Source organism: Loktanella sp. Alg231-35 (genome assembly GCF_900143545.1).
Classification (GTDB): domain Bacteria; phylum Pseudomonadota; class Alphaproteobacteria; order Rhodobacterales; family Rhodobacteraceae; genus Yoonia.
In genome coordinates this window covers 150290-168842 of sequence record NZ_FREV01000004.1, presented here as the reverse complement: position 1 = coordinate 168842, position 18553 = coordinate 150290, and the positions used below count along the sequence as shown (strand labels likewise).

Genomic DNA, 18553 nt, shown 5'->3' with positions numbered 1-18553 from the left:
CAAAGATGCCTCAAAAGACCCTTGGATTTGCCAGTCATGACCACAACGCCTGCATTCGGTCCGCGCTGAACGCTGCTGATGCAGCATGTGCTGCGCGTGCTGTGCAACTGACCCCGGTGCGCCGCCGCGTGCTCGAGATTTTGTTGGAAAGTCACGCTGCCATGGGTGCCTATGATGTGCTGGCCCGGTTGGATGCCGAAGGTCTCGGCTCCAAGCCGCCGGTTGCCTATCGCGCGCTGACCTTTCTGATCGAACAGGGTTTTGTGCATCGCATTGAGCGGCTCAATGCATTCATCGCCTGCACCCATCCCGGTGCGGCCCATGATCCGGCCTTTATGATCTGTCGCAGTTGCGGCGTTGTTGCCGAGGCACTGGCCGAAGCGGCCCTCGGCAAAACCGCCAAGCAAAGCGGGTTCATGATCGAGCAGACGGTGATCGAAGCCGAAGGGCTGTGCCCGCGTTGCCAACCGGAGGTCACGGCATGAGCTTGATTGATGCGCGCAACATTGATTTTGGCCATGGTGGCCAAACCGTGTTGCAAGGTGTGAACCTGTCGCTGGATCCCGGAGAGATTGTTACGATTGTCGGCCCCAATGGCTCTGGCAAATCCACGTTGTTGCGGGTGCTGATCGGTGCGTTACAGCCGCGCAAGGGCACGATCACGCGGGCGACGGGGTTGCGTATCGGCTATGTGCCGCAAAAGCTGCATATCGATCCCACATTGCCGATCACCGTGCGTCGCTTTCTCAATTTGCCCAAGGCAGTCAATCATGCCGCAGCAGAAAATGCCTTGGAAAAAGCCGGTGTCGCTGGCCTGACCGAGCGGCAGATGGCGTCGCTCTCTGGTGGGCAGTTCCAACGGGTGCTGTTGGCGCGGGCGATTTTGGGCAAGCCGGATGTGCTGATGCTGGATGAGGCAACGCAGGGTCTTGATCAACCGGGGTCAGCCGCCTTTTATCGCCAGATTGATGCGGTGCGCCGTGATCTGGGCTGTGCTGTCCTGATGGTCAGCCACGAATTGCACGTCGTGATGAGCGCCTCGGACAGGGTGATTTGTCTTAACGGCCATATCTGTTGCGAAGGCACGCCCGAGGTTGTTTCGGCCGCACCGGCCTATCGTGAATTGTTTGGATCGGGGACCGGGGGTGCGCTGGCGCTATATCGGCATGATCACGACCACGGGCACGACCATGACCACCACCATGAGGCTGCTGAGTAATGCTGGACGATTTTTTGGTGCGCGCAGCCTTGGCAGGCGTTGGAACGGCAATCGCCGCAGGCCTGCTGGGCTGTTTCGTCGTCTGGCGACGCATGGCCTATTTTGGTGATGCGACGGCCCATGCCGCCGTTCTGGGCGTGGCTTTGGCGCTGCTTTTTGGCACTTCGATCACGCTGGGCGTTGGATCGGTCGCCTTGGCCATGGCCCTGCTGATCCACGGGTTAAGCGGGCAAGGCACGTCTGTTGATACGATGCTAGGTGTGCTGGCGCATGGGGCGCTGGCGTTGGGTTTGGTGGCTGTAACGCTGATACCGGGGCAACGCATTGATCTGGACGCTTACTTGTTTGGTGACGTGCTGAGTGTCACGCGGATGGATCTGGCCGTGATTTGGGGCGGCGGTGCCATCGTCGTGGCTATTCTGTGGTGGCAGTGGCAGGCGATGCTTACGGCCACACTCAGCCCTGATCTGGCCTATGCTGCTGATCTGAACCCACGCCGCGCGCAACTGATCCTGACATTGCTTTTGGCAGGGGTTGTCGCTGTCGCGATCAAGGTGGTGGGGGCGTTGCTGATTACGGCCCTGTTGATCATTCCAGCGGCCTCTGCGCGCAGCTATGCCACCACGCCTGAACGCATGGCGCTGCTTTCTATGGCGATCGGCGCGCTGTCGGCTATCGCAGGGCTGCGGCTTGCGGTCATTTTGGACGTGCCGGTTGGGCCAGCGATTATCTGCGTGGCCGTTGCGATTTTTGCAGTCAGCGCTTTGGGGCGGACCCTGCGCAAGCTAACCTAGACGTCCAGCCAGATTGTCACGGGGCCGTCATTGGTCAGGCGCACGGCCATGTCGGCGCCGAATGATCCGGTGGCCGTGGCAATGCCCAAGGCGCTAACATCGCGCACGAACTGTTCATAGAGCGCGCGGCCGGTTTCGGGCTTGGCCGCTTGCGAAAATCCGGGTCTGTTACCGCGTGATGTATCGGCGGCCAAAGTGAACTGGCTGACAATCAAGGCGGCTCCTCCGACATCAACCAATGAGCGGTTCATTTTGCCAGCGTCATCGGTGAAGATGCGTAGCTTGCTGATCTTGGTAGCAAGGGTTTCAGGTTTGGCGGGATCATCCCCGTCCATCGCACAAACGAGGATCAGCAGGCCTGTGCCAATCTCTCCGATGATTGTGTCGTCAACCGTGACAGAGGCTTCGGTCACCCGTTGGATCAGTGCTCTCACAGTTCGGTCGCCCAAGGCGGATTGGCGCCAGCGCGGCTGACTGTGATGGCGGCGACCTTGGCACCAAAGGCCGCAGCGGCACGCAGGTCGCCTGCGCCAAGAGTTGCTTTGGTCAGATGTCCGTTTTGGTGCAAATAAGCTAGGAAACCGGCACTGAAAGTGTCGCCAGCCCCGACCGTATCCACGACCGTGGCCTTTTGCGCGGGCACGTTGATGGTGCCGGATGGCGTCACGACGCTGACGCCTTCGCCACCACGTGTCAGCAGGACCACCTGCGCCCCGGTTTCGGCCAGCAGCGCCTGCGCATCGGTGTTGCCCGTGATCCATTCGAGGTCTTCGTCGGATGTTTTGATGATATCTGCGGCACCCAGCATCCGGGCCAAGCGTGCGCGATAGCCAGCCTCATCCGTGATAAAAGATGGCCGGATGTTGGGGTCGATCATCGTCAGCCGCTGGGGCGCTTCACGCAGCATCAGTGCTTCATAGGCGGCACCACAAGGTTCAACCACAAGGCTGATCCCGCCAAAAAACAACGCATCTGCCGTCACATCAGGTAGGTCATCCGGGGTGAGCATGCGACCCGCCGTGTTCTCATCATAAAAGGCATAAGACGCATGGCCGTTGGTGAGTTTCACAAAAGCCAATGTCGTGGGGCGGTCAGAAATGGCGGCGGGGCTGCTGTCCACTTTGGATGCGGTCAATCCATCGCGCAGCAGGTCACCAAACAGATCAGATGACAGGCCAGAAAAGAATTGCACCGATGCATCCAAACGGCCCAAGGCGATGGCGGTATTATAGACGGACCCGCCCGCATGAGGCGCAAAGGCACTTTCGCCCGTTGCTGTCTCACGCGGTAGCATGTCGATCAGCGCTTCTCCGCAGCACAGGATCATTGCAGGAACTCCCTCTTCATCTATTGGCTGTTAGCGATAACAAATCCAGCGATTAGCGCAAGAATAAGACCAATGACAACTGCAAAGGCGATCTTCCAGGCCGAATAGGGTCGTTCGCCCTGTACCCGGCCGGTGCGCCCGTTCACCACAAACCGGTAGGTTTTACCGCGATACTTGTAGGCCGCCAGCCAGATCGGCAGCAGGATATGCTTAAACGTGACGTCGTGCACGTCGGTTTCGACCGAGCCGATGCGCTGATCGTCACCGCCAATGTCATACTTCACGTCACGTCTGATCATCCGATCCATAAAGGCGCGGGCCTCGTCAAAACCGTCTGTCAATTCAACCTGATAGCCTTCGGCGCGGAACCCGGCGAGGTATTCGGGTTTGTAAGGCTCCAATGCAGAAAGATCCCAAGGTTCGAGCCCATCGGTGTATGTCTTGGGCAGTGAACGCGAAGCGAGCACCAGCACATCATCAAAAAATCGCGCCACCCGGCCAGAGACGCGCCGCCAACGGGTCTTGCGCACGCGGACCTGTTGGCGCTTGCCGTCGCGCATCACTGTTTTGGTTTCGTAGTAATGCGTGCCGCGCTGGCCGGTGTATTGGCTCTTGGTGTCGGCATCGAAGGTCCAGTAGGGTACATAGATGCCGTTCATCTTGCGGCCCTTCCGGGCGTAATCGGTCAGACCATTTGGGGCGAACCACAGGCCGCCAAGCCAGCCGACCAAGGCACCGCGCGCGCGTTTCTCGTCCAGCTCAAATGGCAGCAACCCGCGTGGCTTGATATGCCGATGCGCGCCAGTGTCGGTGACAACCGGTGTGGCACAAAACGGGCATTCTGCAGCGTGAATATCGGGGTCAAACTCGGTCTGCGCGCCGCAATTAGGGCATGTATTGACGCGGGTTTCCTCGATGTCTTCGTCGGCGAGCCGATGGGCGACGGCCTGACGAAAATCCAACTCTGTGATGCTGCCTTTCCACGGTCCAGCGCTTTCGATTTGTTCGATATTCCCGCAGTGATCACAGATCAGCTGATGATCGCCCGGATCAAAGCGCAAGTCAGACCCGCAGGTGTCGCAGGGAAAACGGTGTTCAGCGTGAGTGGTTTGAGCGTCTGCCATATCAAAGTATCTTATGCACAAAGCGCGGCGCCATCACCCGCAAAGCGCCGTCAAACAGCACATTGTGCCGCCAAAAATGAAACAGACCATGTAAGGTGCCTGCCGTCAGCAGAATCAAGAGAGCGTTCCATCCGGTGTTACGTGGCAGCCAGCCGATCAGGGCGGAGCCGTTCAGCACGACCGTCATGGCCAAGATTACATAAAGGCCGCGATGCATCCAACGATAGGATTTGCGCAACGGGCCTTGCAGTCTAGGGCCGGGCTTGCACATCATGCCACGGGTCAGTGCCATGCCCACCCAGAATGCGCCTCCGATCACAAACGCCCAGCGAACCAGCAAGGCCGACGTCCCGTCTTTGAGCATGATCAGGACCAGCATCAGTACCGACCAATGCAGCAGGATTGTTAGGCGGCGTTGCGTCATAGGTATTTGTGCAATGCTTTGGGGGTCATGATGCGCAATGCGTTGTCTTTCAGCATAAAATGCCGCCATAGATGGAATGTTGCGTGTACGATGATCGCGCCCAACATGATGTTGAACGAAATCTCGTGGATTTCCTCAAAGAAGCCATGAATGCCGCGCGCACCCCAACCGCCGTTGATGGGCAACACCCCAAACGCCTTGATCACATAAGGCGCCGCGAACCCCGCCAAAGCGCCAGTCAAGACCATCACGGGTAACGCAACATGCATCGCCTTGTGGCCCAAACTGTGAAACTGTTTCGCTGTTGCAGGTAGCTTTGGGCCGGGGCGCCCAGCCAGACCCTTGCGCAGATACATCACGGTCCAGCTGGCAACGACCAAGGCCAACAGAATGCCAACACCAGCGTGGGTGGCCAAAGCTGCTGCGCCTAGGCGGTCCACATCTTCGGGTTCGGCGAAGAAAAAATAGGCAATTAGAAAAAAGCTGCCCCAGTGCAGCCACTTTAGAGCAATACGACGCATCAGTGGTTACACCGCCGGGGGTGGGGGTGGCATGACGGTGAACAATTGCGCCAGTTCGATCACATCACCTGCCTTCATCCAGCCGTCCTGACCTTGGGTCCAAACCATGCTGTCGCGGGTCAGCCCGCCTTCGGTGACCATGCGGCCCAGCTTGGCCTTTGAGTAAGGGCCGGTGACGTCGCCTGCATCAGCAATATGCCAGACATGTTCGACATGTGGCGGCGGCGGCGGGGTTGGGGCTTGCGGGGCCTGTGCTGCCGCTTGACCCCAGGGGCTGTTCATCTGGCCCATCTGCATGCCCAGACCTGCACCCATGCCCATCCCCATGGCGTTGCCAGCGGCAGAGCCTTCCGTGGTCATGGCCTCGGCCGCTTTCCATTTCATATGATCGTCCAGATTGCCCGCAACTCCGCGCGAAGTGCGTTCATCCAGCGCCTTTTCCACGGCCGGTGGCAGGCTGATGTTCTCTATGTACAGTTCCGGGATCGTCAGACCATATTGCTTGAGCGTGGGATCAATGGCGCTGGCCACCAGTTGTCCGACCTCAGCGGTATTTGCCGCCATATCGAGAACGGGAATGCCCGACTTCGCGATGGCGCGGCTGAATTCCTGCACAATGATGTTGCGGATCTGATAGCTGATCTCATCCATGGTGAACTCACCGTCGGTGCCCACGATTTCCCGCAGGAACACGGCCGCATCCGCCACTTTCACGGTATAGGTGCCAAATGCGCGCAGGCGGGTTGGTCCGAATTCCGGATCACGCAGCATGATCGGGTTCTTTGTGCCCCATTTGAGGTTAGAGAACCGGGTTGTGTTTACGAAATAGATTTCGGATTTGAACGGGCTTTGAAAGCCGTGGTCCCAATGCTGCAACGTCGTCATGATCGGCATGTTGTTGGTTTCCAACATGTAAAGGCCGGGGGTAAAGACATCCGCCAACTGCCCTTCATGCACGAACACGGCCGCCTGACCTTCGCGGACCGTCAGCTTGGCCCCGTATTTGATTTCATGATCTTCACGCTCAAACCGCCAGACCATCGTGTCGCGGGTGTTGTCGGTCCAGTGGATGACGTCGATAAACTCGCCCGTCAGAAAATCGAAAATGCCCATGTATCAGGTCCTCTCCATTGGTGGTTAGCTTGCTCCTGCCGCCAGGTAATCCCGTGCAATCACACGGGCGATGGGGGCGGCAACGGCGGGATCCATGCCCGCTTGCAGACGCGGATCGTAGAGCATCCGCAGCAAGAGTTCGTCGTGACGTGTCAGCAGCGCGAATTCTTCGTCGTCGTTAAAGATCGAAGGACGGGCACCAGGGCTGTCGTTGGCCAGGCCCATGCCTTGGGCCAGTTCTTCATGGATACAGGCGCTGCGCATCAGGTTGGGATGTTCGGCGCGGATCATGGCGACAGCTTTGGTATAGGTGGACTGCCCGGCGGCGAATGTGCCAATCACCACGCAAAGCTGTTCGCGTGGCAGGTTCACGAATGTCCGCACAGTCGCGTCCGAGATGTTGGGGATCAGTGCGCGCAGCGCGTCACCGTAGTTCCGCCGATCATCTTCGCCAAGAAACAGAACATGAAAGTTGGGGTTTTCATCGGTGATTGTCACTGGCACGCCGCTGGCGCGCGACAGTCGCGCGGCATAGCTGGTCACGCTCACCCGATCTGCATCGCGCTGAGCCAGTGGAACAGTGTCGCCAAATTCAACCGACATCCGAATAGGGTTGGCCCAGCGGCGCAGCTTGGAAACCGTCGCTTGGGGCCGCTGGAAATCGCTGTCATCGCGGTATTCGTTGAACAGTGCGATGCGCACGAAGTTGCGCGCCAGTTGCGTATCTGTGAAAGGCGTATCCGGCCCGCCACCATCTCCGCGCAGCAGCCCTTGCGCCAGCAGGTCGTTTTGCAGGCGCTTGTAATACGTTGCCAGATCACGGCTGGCTTGGCTGGGTGGGGTCACGACGGGTGCTGCTGGCATCGCGGGTTCTACGGGCACAGGCAGTGGCGCAGGTGGAATCGGGGGCATGAACAGCTCGCAGCCCATCAGGCCTGCCGCACAGACAAGCATGATGGCGCGTCGCGGCATGCCCCCAAACCCCATGTTTATTCGGCGCCGGCCGCAGTACCGATGGTGTCACCGGTGCCCGTCTTGCGGGCTTTGGCAGAGGCGAGCGTCTCTTTCAGCTCTTGCTCCATCTTCTGTAACTCGACCTCGGCCTCGGCACGCTTGCGCTTGCCTTCATCGGCGATTTCAAGGCTTTCGTTGATCGTGGCGATCAGGTTGGCGTTGGCCTCTTTCACCGCGTTGATGTCAAACACGCCGCGTTCCATTTCCTCGCGGATTGTCTTGTTTGCTGTGCGCAGGTTTTCAGCGTTAGCCTTGAGCAATTCGTTGGTCAGATCATTGGCATCGCGCACCGCTTCGGCCGCCTCGGCAGAGCGTTGGATGGTGACGGCCTGCGCCAGTTGAGTTTCCCAAAGCGGCACGGTGTTGACCAGTGTCGAGTTGATCTTGGTCACCAGTGATTTGTCGTTTTCCTGCACCAGCCTGATCGACGGCAGCGATTGCATCGTCACCTGACGGGTCAGTTTCAGATCATGCACGCGGCGTTCCAAATCATCACGCGCGGCACGCATGTCGCGCAATTCCTGCGCTTTCATCACGGCGTCATTTTCTGCGGCGGCCTGCACTTCGGCCTCTTTTGCGGGGATCGTGTTGGTGTCAAGATCCGCAAGCTTCGCTTCTCCGGCTGCTATATACAGACCCAACTCGTCGTAGAAGCTGAGCGTCTTATCATAAAGCGTATCAAGGCTTTCGATATCCTTGAGCAGCACATGTTCATGCTTGAGCAGGTCATCAGTAATGTGATCAATCTGGCCCTGCACCTCTTCAAAACGGGCGGCGAATTTGGCCATAGGGGCGGCACGGCCCAGCAGTTTTTCCCACCAGCTACGTTCACGGCGCACGTCCAGTTCAGAGATCGAGAACCCACGAATTGTTGTGACGATGTTGCGCAGGCTGTCACCCGCAGGGCCTACGTCCTTGTTGCGCACGCCAGCCAGCATGGATTGGCTGATTTCCTGCAATTCCGCCTGCGCGGCAGAGCCAAATGACACAATAGAGTTGGTGTCGGACATGTCCAATTCGGCCACGCGCTTGTTGATTTCGTCGCTGGTGGGGGCATCGGCCTTGTCCAGCGGCACGACGTCACCCTTGGGTTCGGCCAAAACAACTGCGGTGATTTTTTCAACGTCAGCCAAGGCGGCTTCGGCTTTCTGGCGTACAGTTTCAGACATTAATCATTCCCTCTTGGTTTCAGGCTGACGCCTTCCCGCTGAAGGCGGTCGCGTAGCACGTTTATTTCCACATCCATGTCACTGCGGTCATCCAGCAGCATCTTTTCGGTGCGGGCAGCAAAGTTTTCTTTCAGATCGACCAGCAGCGCCTCATAGTTGGCGCGGGCATCGGCGTCATTGTTGCGGCTGTAAAGATCGACAAATTTGATCGTCGCATCGCGGGCGCCCATCAGATAGACGCCCAGAAACTTGCGCGCGCCGGTCAGGTCGCGCGGGTCTTCTTCGACCGTGCGGATCATCCGGCGGGCGACGGTTTGAAAATCCGTCACACGATCCGTCAGACGGCGGTCAGACAGCCCTTCAATCTGCGATTTCATCACATCAAGGTAGGTTTCAGCCTCGTCCACCACGCGGGCAACGCGATCCTGTTGGAAGGTATCGACGCCCTCCATGCGTTTGTCTGTCATCGGATCGATGCCAAAGGTGGCGATGTGCAAACCTGCGGCGGCAATACCATAAAGCGCCGACGCGACAATGCCGCTGTCCCCGGTATAGGCTGCAATCGCCGTGCCGATCCCAGTAAGGGCAGAGGCCATCATCTTGCGCGGTATCGCGGGGCGACGGGCAACCTTGCGGGCGTTATAGGCCGCTTCGGCCTCGACCCCTTCGCCAAGCATCCATGCGGCCAGCGTCAGGATCGCGGCACCGATCAGGGCCAGAACCAACGTAGCGGCCCCATTGTTGAGAGAGGTGAATGCAAGCAGGATCGGCGGCAGATACAGCAGTTTGATCGCCGCACCACCGGCCACAGGATTTGCGGCCTGTACAGTGTCGCGCGGGCCAGAGGCCTGCCCATCGGGGCTGTATTTTCCGCCAAATCGTTTAGCCATTACGCGGCCCCCAAAAGGCCAGAGGCGACGCCGAGCATCAGCAAAACCAGCAGGATATATGTGATCCGTCGAAATTTGACCGGCATCGTCGTGTTGTCCTTTCCAACGGCGCTTTGTGCGACCGCTTGTATCGTGCCCATCGCCCAGATCAGTGTGATTGCCATCACTGCCACAAAGGCCGCCACTAGGATCAATCGCATCATGTTTTAGATCTCTCCGTCAGGTAGGTTACCGTTCAGATAGGCATGAACCTCTTGTTTTACGAGGCTTTCTGATGCGCTGCGCGCTCTGCATTCAGCTTGCGACTATAGCCCGATTGGATGATTTCCACGGCAACCAGCACCACAACAGAGAAGTAGAATGTCGATTTCGACATCGGAATGATGTCCTGACCAAAGACTTTGATCTGCAAGGCATCGTCATGCATCGCATGGGCGGCGGCGGGCCCCGCCTCACCCAAAAGCACAACACCGACAATCAGCAGGATAAACAGGCCCAGCACCTCATACATCCGGTTCTTTTCCAGGAACCGTGTCACCCCGTCGGCCAGTAGCAGCATTGCGATACCGGACAGGATGATCGCAAAGGCGAGGATCGGGAAAACATCGGTGATGGCCAGCGCGGACAGGACGGAGTCAAACGAGAAGATCAGGTTCATGATCACGATCAACATCACCACCTGAACGGCGGATTTGCCTGTTTTGCCATTCACATCATGGCCCAGATGTTCCACCGACAGCATATGGGCGATTTCTTTCACCGCCGTATACATGATGAAAATACCACCAAAGACAAAGACGACAGTGGCAAAGTTCACTCCGCCTTCCAGCACGCCTTCCCAGTCCATGATAAAGAATGGTTCGGCCAGCGCATCGATCAGGCTGATCATCACGAAAAGCAGAACGACTCGCAGGACCACCGCAATGATGATGCCCCACATGCGCACCGCTTTTTGGTGGGCCACAGGTGCGCGTTGGCTCTCAATCGAGATATAAAGAAGGTTATCAAAGCCCAAAACAGCTTGCAAAAAGCACAGCATGATCAGGTTGGTCGCGTTTTCCAGCGTAATCAGGTCAGCCAACGTCATAGTCCCCAGCGTTTTTTATTGTGACACTACCATGCATAACACTATGAGCAGGACAAGGTTCAACGTGAGCGCTTTTTCCCCTTTAGTGGCCTGTTGGCAGGTTTGCGCACGCGGGTGGGTGTGGGTTTGTCGGAAATTCCCAGCTGATCACGGACCACACGTTGCCGCAATTCCTCGACCTCGCCTTGCTTGAGGTTGGCCAGCTGGAATGGCCCATAGCTGACTCGGATCAAACGATTCACAGTCACGCCGATCTCGCCCATCGCACGCCTGATTTCGCGGTTCTTGCCTTCGCGCAAGCTGACGGTCAGCCATGCGTTGGCCCCTTGCTGGCGATCGAAAGTGACGACCATTGGCTGATAGGTGATCCCTTCCACTGTGATGCCCGCGCGCAATTCGTCCAACTTTGCCTCGCTCACCGATCCATTGATGCGGACACGGTAGCGGCGCAGCCAGCCGGTGCTGGGCAATTCCAGCTTGCGCTTCATCTCACCATCATTGGTCAGCAACAGCAGCCCTTCGGAATTCAGATCAAGCCGCCCTACGGACATCACCCGTGGCATATTTTCGGGCAACGCACCAAAGACGGTGGGCCGGTCTTTCTCGTCCCGTTCGGTTGTCACCAGACCCGCAGGCTTGTGATAAAGCCAAAGCCGGGCCACATCAGGTTCGCCCACTTGTTTGCCATCGACGACAATCTTGTCGTCAGGTGTGATGTTCAGCGCCGGGCTGGTGATGGTTTTGCCATTCACGCTGACGCGACCATCGGCGATCATGCGCTCCGCCTCGCGGCGGCTGGCGATGCCTGCGCGAGACAGGACTTTGGCGATGCGGTCGCCGGGGGGAGGGGTGTCAGTCATGTGGCGCGGTGTAGTGCCTTGGCGACGCTCGTGCAATTGCCGAATGCCGGGCCTCTTGCCGAACAGCGGCCCAGCAGGCATCACTCAAACATGGATTTTCGCAGCTACATGCATATCGCAATGGAAGAGGCCCGCGCCGCCGCCGCGCGCGGTGAGGTGCCCGTCGGCGCGGTGATTGTTGGCCCTGAGGGCGTTGTCGCGCAAGCAGGCAACCGCACCCGCGAGCTGAACGATCCCACCGCACATGCTGAAGTGTTGGCGATCCGCGCTGCTTGTGCCGTATTGGGGCAAGAACGGTTGGCGGGGCATGACCTCTATGTCACGCTAGAGCCGTGCCCGATGTGTGCGGCAGCCATCAGCAATGCGCGGATTGCGCGGCTTTATTATGGGGCATCGGATCCAAAGTCCGGCGGTGTTGCGCAGGGTCCGCGAGTGTTCAGCCATGCGCAATGCCATCATGTGCCAGAGGTCTACGATGGGCTTGACGCGCAAGCTGCGGAAGAAATGTTGCGCGATTTCTTTGCCGCGAAACGCTGATCAATTCTTGGTACAAGAATTGGCTGCAAACTTTCCAAGAAAGTTTGGCGACGCGGTTGGATCATCTGTTGTGATTTCTCGTCGCCCTCCGCCGTGATCTGGACAGGATAACACCAAAGCAGTGAGGTGCGGTGCATGCTGGGTACCGCCCGTTTTTCTGATCCGTGCGGCTCGCATTTCATCTGGCATATCCTCAATGGCATCATGCTGGGCTGGATGATCCATGTTTGCACCCGCCATATGCTTGCGACTGCCCCGCAGTGGCGGTAAACGCAGGACAAAGATTTATCGGAGACACCCATGTCGATTGACACCGAAACCGCCCGCCGCGTGGCCAAGCTGGCCCGTATCAAGGTCGAAGATGAGGCGCTTCCCGCGCTCGCATCTGAATTCAGCGCTATTCTGGGGTTCATCGAGCAACTCAACGAGGTTGATGTTGAGGGGGTTGAGCCGATGACATCTGTGACCCCGCAGCGTCTGAAGCGCCGTGAGGATGTGGTCACAGATGGCAGCCAGCAAGAGGCTGTCCTCAAGAACGCTCCCGATGCCCGTGAAGGGTTTTTTGCCGTGCCGAAGGTGGTTGAATAATGTCTGACCTTAGCAAACTGACCATCGCCCAAGCCCGTGACGCCATGCGCAAAGGCGACACATCCAGCGCCGAGATTACGGCCGCTTGCCTGTCCGAGATCGAAGGCGCTGGCGCGCTGGGCGCATTTGTCCACAACACCCCAGAGATCGCCAATCAGCAGGCCGCCGCAGCCGACGCACGTATCAAGGCGGGCGATGCCCCTGACATGTGCGGCATCCCGCTTGGGATCAAAGACCTGTTCTGCACCAAAGGCGTGCCCAGTCAGGCCGCCAGCCGTATTCTCGAAGGCTTCAAGCCGGAATACGAATCCACTGTCACCACACAGCTTTTCGATGCGGGTGCAGTCATGTTGGGCAAGCTCAACATGGATGAATTCGCGATGGGTTCGTCCAACGAAACGTCCGTCTACGCCGATGCGGTCAACCCATGGCGGCGTGGCAATGATGATGCCGCTCTGACGCCCGGTGGGTCCTCCGGCGGATCGGCGAGCGCTGTTGCAGCTGATCTCTGTTTGGCTGCAACCGGCACTGATACGGGCGGGTCCATTCGCCAGCCCGCGGCCTTTGTGGGCATCACCGGCATGAAACCGACCTATGGCCGTGTCTCCCGCTGGGGCGTTGTGGCTTTTGCCTCGTCCCTCGATCAGGCCGGACCCATGACCAAAGACGTGCGCGATGCAGCGATCATGCTTGAAGCGATGTGTGGTCATGACCCCAAGGACAGCACCAGCGCTGATCTGGCTGTGCCGAACTTTGAAGCTGCCCTGACCGGCGACATCAAAGGCAAAACTATAGGTATTCCCAAGGAATACCGTATGGATGGTATGCCCCAAGAGATTGAACAGCTTTGGGCCGATGGCACGACCATGCTGAAAGACGCAGGGGCCAAGATTGTCGATATCACCCTGCCGCACACCAAATATGCGCTGCCTGCGTACTATGTGATTGCCCCGGCTGAGGCATCATCGAACCTTGCCCGTTATGATGGCGTGCGGTTCGGACATCGTGCCAAACTGGCACAGGGCGATGGCATCACCGAGATGTACGAAAAAACCCGCGCGGAAGGGTTTGGGCCTGAGGTGCAGCGCCGTGTGATGGTGGGCACCTATGTGCTGTCGGCGGGTTTCTATGATGCTTACTATAACCGCGCACGCCGTGTGCGGGCATTGATCAAACAGGACTTTGATAAAGTCTTTGCCGACGGCGTGGATGCGATCCTGACACCGGCCACCCCCTCTGCGGCCTTTGGTCTGGGTGAAATGGCGGATGCGGACCCGATCCAGATGTATCTCAACGATGTCTTCACCGTGACGGTGAACCTTGCAGGCCTGCCCGGCATTGCGGTGCCAACCGGCGTTGACAAGCAGGGGCTACCGCTGGGTTTGCAACTGATTGGCCGGCCTTGGGAAGAGGCGGATTTGCTGAATGTGGCTTACAGCCTAGAGCAGTCAGCCGGATTTGTGGCCAAGCCTGCAAAGTGGTGGTAGGCTGCTGGCCAAAGACGACGCAGTATAACAGGTGAGATATCATGAAATCGGGCATTCTCTTTGCCGCCTTGGCCGTTGGGTTGGCGGCTTGCAGCCCCTCCGAGGTGCCACGCGAACGCGGCATCGGCTTTGATGACTTTTCACAGTTTGAACTGGACCGAGCCCGACGCGAGGCCGCGCTGAACGGCCAGACGGCCTCAATTGTGCCACCGCCGCAGGTGAATGCACTGCCGTCAACCGGCCAAGCCATCCCGCGGAGCGCATTGGCGCAGGCTGGGATCGGTTCAACGGCTCCAACGGGGCAACCGGCGCCACAACAAACGGCACAGACGCCGCAGGCGACAGCGCCAAATCTGGGCAGCGATCCGTTGCGCACCCAAGGTATCGATGCGTCACCCAGCAACCCCGCCCCCGCACTCGCGGGAACCACGGGGCTGTCGGATGAGCAGAGCTTTGATGCAGTTTCAGGGCGCGAAACGATCGAAAGCGATGCAGAGCGACGCGCAGCCCAAGCAGCCGCGCGCGAACAGGTCAACCCCACCGCAGTACCAGAGCGCCCCGCGAATACCGGCCCCAATATCGTGGAATACGCGCTGAACGCGCCCAACGTGAAAGGGCAAGAATGGTACAGCCGCTCGATCTTTTCGGGGCAGGGGCGGTTCCAACGCAATTGCGCGACCTATCTGACCCCGGACGACGCACAGCGTGATTTCCTTGCACGCGGTGGGCCAGAGCGTGATCGACGCGGCCTTGATCCTGATGGTGATGGGTTTGCCTGCGGCTGGGACCCGGCCCCGTTCATTCAGGCGATCAGCAACTGAAACTGACAACGCGGTCCTCGCCCAACCAAGGGCCGCGCCGCGACGGTGCAACGCCTGATATGGTGGTAATCCACTATACGGCAATGGCATCTGCGGCGGCGGCGGTAGAAACGCTGTCCAATCCGAAAACCGAAGTGTCCGCGCACTACCTGATTGCGGAAGATGGGGAAGCCCTGTCACTGGTGCCCGAGGCAATGCGTGCCTGGCATGCGGGCAGGGGGCAGTGGGGCAGCGTAACGGATGTGAACAGCCGCTCTATCGGGATTGAACTGGCCAATACTGGCTTTGTGCCATTTGCAGCACCACAGATGGATGCGCTGACTGATCTGCTGACGGGGATCAAGGCACGTTGGGGTATCCGGCCTGAAAGGGTGATCGGGCATTCCGACATGGCACCGGGGCGCAAGATCGATCCGGGGGTACGGTTTGACTGGCGCAGACTGGCGCTTGAGGGAATGTCGGTATGGCCCACAGATTGGGCCGCTGATGATCCTGCGGGCTTTGTCCGATGGATGCGGAGTTTTGGTTGCACGGCGACAGATGACGAAGATCTTCTGTTAAAGGTTTTCCGTTCACGTTTCCGACCGCATGCGGCGGGGCCACTTGATGCAACTGATGCTGGCATGATCCGAAACCTGTCTCAACGTTTCCCCGTTGACGTGAACGCGGCTTGGGCCTAACCCCACTGTTGCGCGGATGGCTGGATGGCTGCGGCAGCGATGTCGAGGAAAGTCCGGACTCCACAAAGCACGGTGCCGGGTAACACCCGGCGGGGGTAACCCCAGGGAAAGCGCCACAGAGAACAGACGACCACGCATGCGTGGTCACGGTGAAACGGTGGGGTAAGAGCCCACCGCGCAAGCGGCAACGCAAGCGGCACGGCAAGCCCCACCGGGAGCAATGCCAAATAGGGACCTCGCGTCGCAAGACGGGGATGCTTGAACCCCAGACGGTCCGGGTTGGCAGCTAGAGGGCGTCTGGTAACAGGCGGCCCAGATGAATGGTCATCTCGGGTGAATTGCCTTTGGCAAATCACCTAAGACAGAATCCGGCTTATAGGCCATCCGCGCAATAATATGGGTTTTTGGAAGTCTGCTTGGCGGACAAACCGGACTTGTGCAGCTGCGTCTATTGCTGACGCGGCATGCCCTCGCATTTGCAGCAGGTCATTCGCTGCTACCCAGCTCATATCGCCAAACCGGCCGTTCCCGAGCAACTTGTTCGCCTCGCGCAACGGGCACTTTTGCCGCCTGAAACTTGGACTGGCGAAACTCGTGGAAAGCCGATTGCATCAACTCGCAGAATTATTGTTTGCTATTCTTTCTGGGTTTCGGTGTTGCTCAATCTCCATAAGAGATGATTGTGATCTGTGCCGAAGTCGCCAAAATCGTTCGGCAAAAATTGCTCGGCTTTCAAGCCGAAATCGCCGCCTTGAGAGGGCAGCTGAAAACGACTTCGAATTTTCCTTTTTCATTTCTCAACTTTACCGTGCCTTCGAAGCTTTTAGCGACCGCTGTCGCGATTGGCAGGCCAAGCCCTGATCCGGCACTCGGTCCAATTTGGCTAAAGCGCCCCAAGGCGCGATCAAAGTCACGTTCTGGGATGCCTTTACCATCATCCCAGACTGTAACCACGAGACTATCGCCTTTAGCTTTTGCGGTCATATCAATCCTGGAGAGCTGAGGGCCGCCGTGGTCCAGTGCGTTGGTGATGATGTTGAGGATGGCCTGTTCAAACATCACCGGATCGCCGGTCAAATGCAGGACACGTTCTTCGATGTTCGCTTGGAATGCTATCCCGCGCTCACTGGCGACTGCTGCACTCTTTTTTGCGATGTGGTGCAGGAGGATCAATGGGTCGAAGCGGGCCATATTTTGATCTGGCACATTTGCTTGTGCTCGCTCCAAGGTTAGCAAATTATTGGCCAACTGCCCCGCACTGCGTGCCGCATCAAGAAGATCGGCGGATCGTTCATCTTTATCGGCGAGCGTTTTGGCATTCGCCACGGACTCAGCGAGGGTCAGCACACCTGCGATAGGATTGCGCAATTGATGCGCTGCGTCAGAGATAAAGGCGTTCTTTGCGTCCAGCGTTCGGGATAGATCATCGAGCAGTTTGTTGAACCGCCCGACAATCCCAGTGACCTCTTGAGGGATGCGCCGTTTGATCGGCGATAAATCACTGGCAGAGCGGCGGGCGATGGCGTCTTCCAATTCGATGAGCGGGGCCAATCCACGTGCAACGCCAAACCACACGATGATCGCCAAGGCACCGATCAACGCAGCGATGATCAAAAACACAGGACCCGTGCGCGTTGCCACAAACCCGTCGCGCACCGATATCTTTTGCCAGACGGAAAACGTAAACGGGCCGGAAATGCCATCAATTGTTGTCGTCTGAGAAAACCGCAAGGCGCGCACGGGGGCGCCTTGATAGAAGGCATCAAAATAAGTCTGGCTCGTTTCCGGAACGATCGGGCTTGGTGGCACGGGAGGCGTTGCGTATCCGGTCACGAACACGCCGTCTGGCGCATAGACATGGTAAAACACCGCTCCGCCGGATGTGTCGCGCAGTAAATCGCGGGTTTCTTCGCTGAGCGCATCGCCACCAGTCACCGCCGTATCGCGCGAGATCGCAAGTGCGGTAGAAAGTAAAGAGCGATCAAATCGTTCCGCAGCATTGGTCTGGGCATCAAAGTAGGCCCACACGCCAACAAGGGTCGCAACAAGTATGAGAGGCAGCAGGATGATCAGCGTCAAACGCCCGCGAAGGGAAAGACTGTTCCTCATGCAGTTCCTTGAAGCATGTACCCAAGCCCGCGTTTCACGTTGATTACAATTCCGAAGGGTCGCAGCCTTTTGCGCAGCCGCGACACATAGACTTCCACGACAGGTTCATCGACATCCGCGCCGGTCCCATAGAGGCTATCAAGCAGGGCCTGTTTTGACACGATGCGCCCGTTGGCCATCAAAAGTCGTTCGAACAAAGCAACCTCGCGACGGGGGATATCAAGCGGACCGTCTGGGCCGACAACCATTCGCGCTGTCTGGTCGAAATGAATATCCCCAACGGCTCTTAGCTGTTTTGGTTTTTCGGTTACGCGGCGCGACAATGCTCTGATGCGCGCCCCGAATTCGTCCATCTCGAACGGTTTGCCGAGGTAGTCATCGGCCCCTGCGTCTAGGCCTGTAATCTTATCTTCCGTCTCTGATTGCGCAGTGAGCAACAGAATCGGTCTTTGATCATCCCGTGCCCGCATACGCCGTAAAATCGTCAGCCCGTCCATGTTCGGCAGGTTGATGTCCAGCACAACAATGTCTGCGTTATCATCTCGCAGCACCGCGTCGGCCTCGGCCCCGTTGTGAACCAAGTCGACCGCATGGCCAGCATCGCGCAAATAGTAGCGAATGCCTTTAGCAACAGAGATATTGTCTTCAACAACGAGGATCTGCACAGGCTGCCTTTCAGATTAATTCGGCGATGCAAGGTTCACGCAAGGATGCCACTACAAGGTGACATCATCAAGAAGGCGCGGAGGCCTTCTGATTCTTAATTACAGGGCCAAGCAGGTCCGTCTG

At 58.2% G+C, this 18553-nt stretch carries 23 protein-coding genes and 1 other RNA gene; 10 read left to right on the top strand and 14 right to left on the bottom strand.

The features are described from left to right. The first annotated feature begins 5 nt into the window (after positions 1-5). From DHN10_RS10695 to DHN10_RS10685, 3 genes are read left to right on the top strand one after another with little or no spacing between them, the layout of a single operon-like run. A complete protein-coding gene (locus DHN10_RS10695) occupies positions 6-485 on the top strand; it encodes a transcriptional repressor (protein ID WP_108815322.1) in 480 nt (159 codons plus the stop codon). Further along, a complete protein-coding gene (locus tag DHN10_RS10690) occupies positions 482-1219 on the top strand; it encodes an ATP-binding cassette domain-containing protein (RefSeq protein WP_108815321.1) in 738 nt (245 codons plus the stop codon). The genes DHN10_RS10695 and DHN10_RS10690 overlap by 4 nt, the downstream gene beginning before the upstream one ends. Continuing rightward, complete coding sequence (locus DHN10_RS10685) at positions 1219-2013, top strand: metal ABC transporter permease (RefSeq protein WP_108815320.1); 795 nt, start codon at positions 1219-1221, stop codon at positions 2011-2013. The genes DHN10_RS10690 and DHN10_RS10685 overlap by 1 nt, the downstream gene beginning before the upstream one ends. Here the strand turns inward: DHN10_RS10685 and dtd are convergent. The 12 genes from dtd to DHN10_RS10625 all read right to left on the bottom strand — a co-directional run bounded on the left by dtd (position 2010) and on the right by DHN10_RS10625 (position 11542). Next, positions 2010-2447 carry a D-aminoacyl-tRNA deacylase gene (gene dtd / locus DHN10_RS10680; RefSeq protein WP_108815319.1) on the bottom strand — a complete coding sequence of 146 codons (438 nt, stop codon included), beginning with the start codon at positions 2445-2447 and terminating at the stop codon, positions 2010-2012. The two genes, DHN10_RS10685 and dtd, sit on opposite strands and share 4 nt — an antisense overlap. Next, positions 2444-3340 (bottom strand): carbohydrate kinase family protein, encoded by an 897-nt coding sequence (locus DHN10_RS10675; protein WP_108815318.1) that lies wholly within the window; start codon positions 3338-3340, stop codon positions 2444-2446. Before DHN10_RS10675 ends, dtd begins: the two co-directional genes overlap by 4 nt. Positions 3341-3360: 20 nt before the next feature. Continuing rightward, the gene (locus DHN10_RS10670) at positions 3361-4464 is read right to left on the bottom strand and encodes a TFIIB-type zinc finger domain-containing protein (protein WP_108815317.1); all 1104 of its coding nucleotides are present in this window, start codon (positions 4462-4464) and stop codon (positions 3361-3363) included. Position 4465: 1 nt separating this feature from the next. Then, positions 4466-4888 carry a hypothetical protein gene (locus DHN10_RS10665; protein WP_108815316.1) on the bottom strand — a complete coding sequence of 141 codons (423 nt, stop codon included), beginning with the start codon at positions 4886-4888 and terminating at the stop codon, positions 4466-4468. Beyond that, a complete protein-coding gene (locus DHN10_RS10660; RefSeq protein WP_234417105.1) occupies positions 4885-5409 on the bottom strand; it encodes a cytochrome b in 525 nt (174 codons plus the stop codon). The genes DHN10_RS10665 and DHN10_RS10660 overlap by 4 nt, the downstream gene beginning before the upstream one ends. A gap of 6 nt (positions 5410-5415) precedes the next feature. After that, entirely contained in the window at positions 5416-6522 is a 1107-nt protein-coding gene (locus DHN10_RS10655) for an SPFH domain-containing protein (RefSeq protein ID WP_108815314.1), read from the bottom strand. Between the two features lie 24 nt (positions 6523-6546). Continuing rightward, positions 6547-7494 (bottom strand): DUF2927 domain-containing protein, encoded by a 948-nt coding sequence (locus DHN10_RS10650; protein ID WP_234417104.1) that lies wholly within the window; start codon positions 7492-7494, stop codon positions 6547-6549. 17 nt (positions 7495-7511) lie between these two features. Next, positions 7512-8705, bottom strand: coding sequence for a toxic anion resistance protein (locus DHN10_RS10645; RefSeq protein WP_108815312.1), 1194 nt, complete (start codon positions 8703-8705; stop codon positions 7512-7514). After that, positions 8705-9595 carry a 5-bromo-4-chloroindolyl phosphate hydrolysis family protein gene (locus tag DHN10_RS10640; RefSeq protein ID WP_108815311.1) on the bottom strand — a complete coding sequence of 297 codons (891 nt, stop codon included), beginning with the start codon at positions 9593-9595 and terminating at the stop codon, positions 8705-8707. The genes DHN10_RS10645 and DHN10_RS10640 overlap by 1 nt, the downstream gene beginning before the upstream one ends. Beyond that, positions 9595-9795 (bottom strand): hypothetical protein, encoded by a 201-nt coding sequence (locus DHN10_RS10635; RefSeq protein ID WP_234417103.1) that lies wholly within the window; start codon positions 9793-9795, stop codon positions 9595-9597. The genes DHN10_RS10640 and DHN10_RS10635 overlap by 1 nt, the downstream gene beginning before the upstream one ends. A 59-nt stretch (positions 9796-9854) precedes the next feature. Then, positions 9855-10676, bottom strand: coding sequence for a TerC family protein (locus tag DHN10_RS10630; RefSeq protein ID WP_108815688.1), 822 nt, complete (start codon positions 10674-10676; stop codon positions 9855-9857). Positions 10677-10741: 65 nt separating this feature from the next. Next, positions 10742-11542, bottom strand: coding sequence for a pseudouridine synthase (locus DHN10_RS10625; protein WP_108815309.1), 801 nt, complete (start codon positions 11540-11542; stop codon positions 10742-10744). Positions 11543-11632: 90 nt separating this feature from the next. Here DHN10_RS10625 and DHN10_RS10620 point away from each other — a divergent pair, with 90 nt between their 5' ends. The 7 genes from DHN10_RS10620 to rnpB all read left to right on the top strand — a co-directional run bounded on the left by DHN10_RS10620 (position 11633) and on the right by rnpB (position 16047). Further along, a complete protein-coding gene (locus DHN10_RS10620) occupies positions 11633-12079 on the top strand; it encodes a nucleoside deaminase (protein WP_108815308.1) in 447 nt (148 codons plus the stop codon). A 135-nt stretch (positions 12080-12214) separates the two neighbouring features. Next, complete coding sequence (locus DHN10_RS20100; RefSeq protein ID WP_267895717.1) at positions 12215-12349, top strand: hypothetical protein; 135 nt, start codon at positions 12215-12217, stop codon at positions 12347-12349. 30 nt (positions 12350-12379) lie between these two features. After that, positions 12380-12667 (top strand): Asp-tRNA(Asn)/Glu-tRNA(Gln) amidotransferase subunit GatC, encoded by a 288-nt coding sequence (gene gatC, locus DHN10_RS10615; RefSeq protein ID WP_108815307.1) that lies wholly within the window; start codon positions 12380-12382, stop codon positions 12665-12667. Then, entirely contained in the window at positions 12667-14154 is a 1488-nt protein-coding gene (gene gatA, locus DHN10_RS10610; RefSeq protein ID WP_108815306.1) for an Asp-tRNA(Asn)/Glu-tRNA(Gln) amidotransferase subunit GatA, read from the top strand. The genes gatC and gatA overlap by 1 nt, the downstream gene beginning before the upstream one ends. A gap of 41 nt (positions 14155-14195) precedes the next feature. Next, entirely contained in the window at positions 14196-14975 is a 780-nt protein-coding gene (locus DHN10_RS10605; RefSeq protein WP_108815305.1) for a hypothetical protein, read from the top strand. Between the two features lie 59 nt (positions 14976-15034). Next, a complete protein-coding gene (locus tag DHN10_RS10600; RefSeq protein WP_108815304.1) occupies positions 15035-15655 on the top strand; it encodes an N-acetylmuramoyl-L-alanine amidase in 621 nt (206 codons plus the stop codon). A 12-nt stretch (positions 15656-15667) separates the two neighbouring features. Next, an RNA gene (gene rnpB, locus DHN10_RS10595) (RNase P RNA component class A) lies at positions 15668-16047 on the top strand. Positions 16048-16387: 340 nt separating this feature from the next. Here rnpB and DHN10_RS10590 read toward each other — a convergent pair. Beyond that, positions 16388-17764, bottom strand: a complete 1377-nt coding sequence (locus DHN10_RS10590; RefSeq protein ID WP_108815303.1) for a sensor histidine kinase — start codon at positions 17762-17764, stop codon at positions 16388-16390. Then, positions 17761-18429 (bottom strand): response regulator transcription factor, encoded by a 669-nt coding sequence (locus DHN10_RS10585; RefSeq protein ID WP_108815302.1) that lies wholly within the window; start codon positions 18427-18429, stop codon positions 17761-17763. The genes DHN10_RS10590 and DHN10_RS10585 overlap by 4 nt, the downstream gene beginning before the upstream one ends. Positions 18430-18553 lie beyond the last annotated feature (124 nt).